At 43.4% G+C, this 1,709-nt stretch carries 1 protein-coding gene and 1 pseudogene; both read right to left on the reverse strand.

The annotated features are described in order from the left end of the window. Positions 1-94: 94 nt before the first annotated feature. On the reverse strand, positions 95-973 hold the full coding sequence (atpG, locus tag B3763_RS05975) for an ATP synthase F1 subunit gamma (protein WP_189628691.1): 879 nt from the start codon (positions 971-973) through the stop codon (positions 95-97). A 33-nt stretch (positions 974-1,006) separates the two neighbouring features. Then, positions 1,007-1,709 (reverse strand): annotated as a pseudogene (locus B3763_RS05980) (F0F1 ATP synthase subunit alpha); the annotation flags it as partial.

Here is a 1,709-nt window from a genome sequence, read left to right on the forward strand (position 1 = left end):
TAAGCCTGCACTGTGGAGCTTTTCTTATATGATCATAAAAAAACCCCGAAACAAGTCGGGGTTTAATTTATCATAATTGTTCGAATCTTTTGTTCTAGCCCTGAGCAGCCAACGCTTCGGCACCACCCACAATTTCGAGAATCTCTTTGGTAATGGCCGCCTGACGCGTTCTGTTATAGGTTAGCTTCAGCTCTTTAAGCAGTTCTGCTGCATTGTCTGTAGCCTTGCCCATGGCAGTCATTCGTGCACCATGCTCAGAAGCATTAGATTCCAAAACAGCTTTGTAGAACTGAATCTTCAATGACTTAGGTATTAATTCTTCAACAATAAAGTCTTTGGAAGGCTCATAGATGTAGTCTATGTTGGTGGTAGTGTTCTCTTCACGCTCCAGCTCAACTATTGGCAAGAACTGTTCTGTTCTTACAATTTGAGTAGCCACGTTTTTAAACTCGTTGTACACCAAATATACCTTATCATAAGTGCCATCTGCATAGGCCTGCATTGCGTATTCAGCAGCTTCTTTTACCGTATCGAAAGTAAGATCGCCAAAAACACCCCAAAACTGATTGATTACAGGGTATTCTCTTTTCTTAAAGCTATCGAAAGCCTTTTTACCAATTGGCAACACCTCGATATGCTTTCCGGCAAGCTCATTCGAATTAATCAGGTTTCTGCAGGCTTTAACAATATTGGAGTTAAACGCACCACACAAGCCTCTGTCTGAAGTAACCGGTACAATAAGCACCTTATTTACTTCGCGCTCCTGAGCATAGGTATTCATGCCTTCTTCTGTATTACCAGAAGATACGTTGGCCAAAAGCGCAGCTAGCTTTTCTGAATATGGCCTGAGCTGAATAATGCGATCTTGGGCTCTTCTCAACTTTGCAGCCGCCACCATTTTCATGGCTTTGGTAATCTGCTGAGTAGAGGATACCGACTTTATCCGCTCTTTTACTTCTTTTAAACTTGCCATAGTCTATTCTTGCCTGGGTTTCCCCAATTTGAATTAATATTTAGATGAAAGCTCTTTTGCCACCTGCTCTATAGAAGCAATGGCCGAATCGTCTAGCTTACCGGCCTTTAGGGCATCTAGTGCCGCTCTATGGCTGGTTCTCATAACGGTTAAGAACTCCTTCTCAAACTCTCTTACTTTCTCAACAGGTACTTTGTCTATGAGACCTTTTGTAGAAGCATAGATAATAGCTACCTGCTCCTCAACCGGTACCGGAGAGTATTGTCCCTGCTTAAGAATTTCCTGGTTTCTTCTACCTCTATCGATGGTCAGTTTAGTAGCCGCATCTAGGTCTGAACCGAACTTGGCAAAAGCCTCCAGTTCGCGGAACTGAGCCTGATCGAGCTTTAATGTACCGGCTACTTTCTTCATTGACTTAATCTGGGCTGAACCCCCTACCCTCGACACTGAAATACCTACGTTAATCGCAGGACGCACCCCAGAGTTAAAGAGGTTGGTTTCCAGGAATATCTGTCCGTCAGTAATTGAAATTACGTTGGTTGGAATATAGGCAGAAACGTCACCGGCCTGAGTTTCGATAATTGGAAGGGCTGTTAATGAACCACCACCTTTTACTTTACCTTTCAAAGAAGGAGGAAGGTCGTTCATAGCTGCTGCAATGTCATCGTTAGCATTGAGCTTAGCGGCTCTTTCCAAAAGTCTTGAGTGAAGGTAGAATACATCACCAGGGTAAGCT

It is taken from the genome of Roseivirga sp. UBA1976 (assembly GCF_002336325.1).
Classification (GTDB): Bacteria; Bacteroidota; Bacteroidia; order Cytophagales; family Cyclobacteriaceae; genus Roseivirga; species Roseivirga thermotolerans.

Excerpts from the sequence above, each read along its gene's own strand:
- atpG (WP_189628691.1), bottom strand. The coding sequence starts at position 973 with ATGGCAAGTTTAAAAGAAGTAAAAGAGCGGATAAAGTCGGTATCCTCT.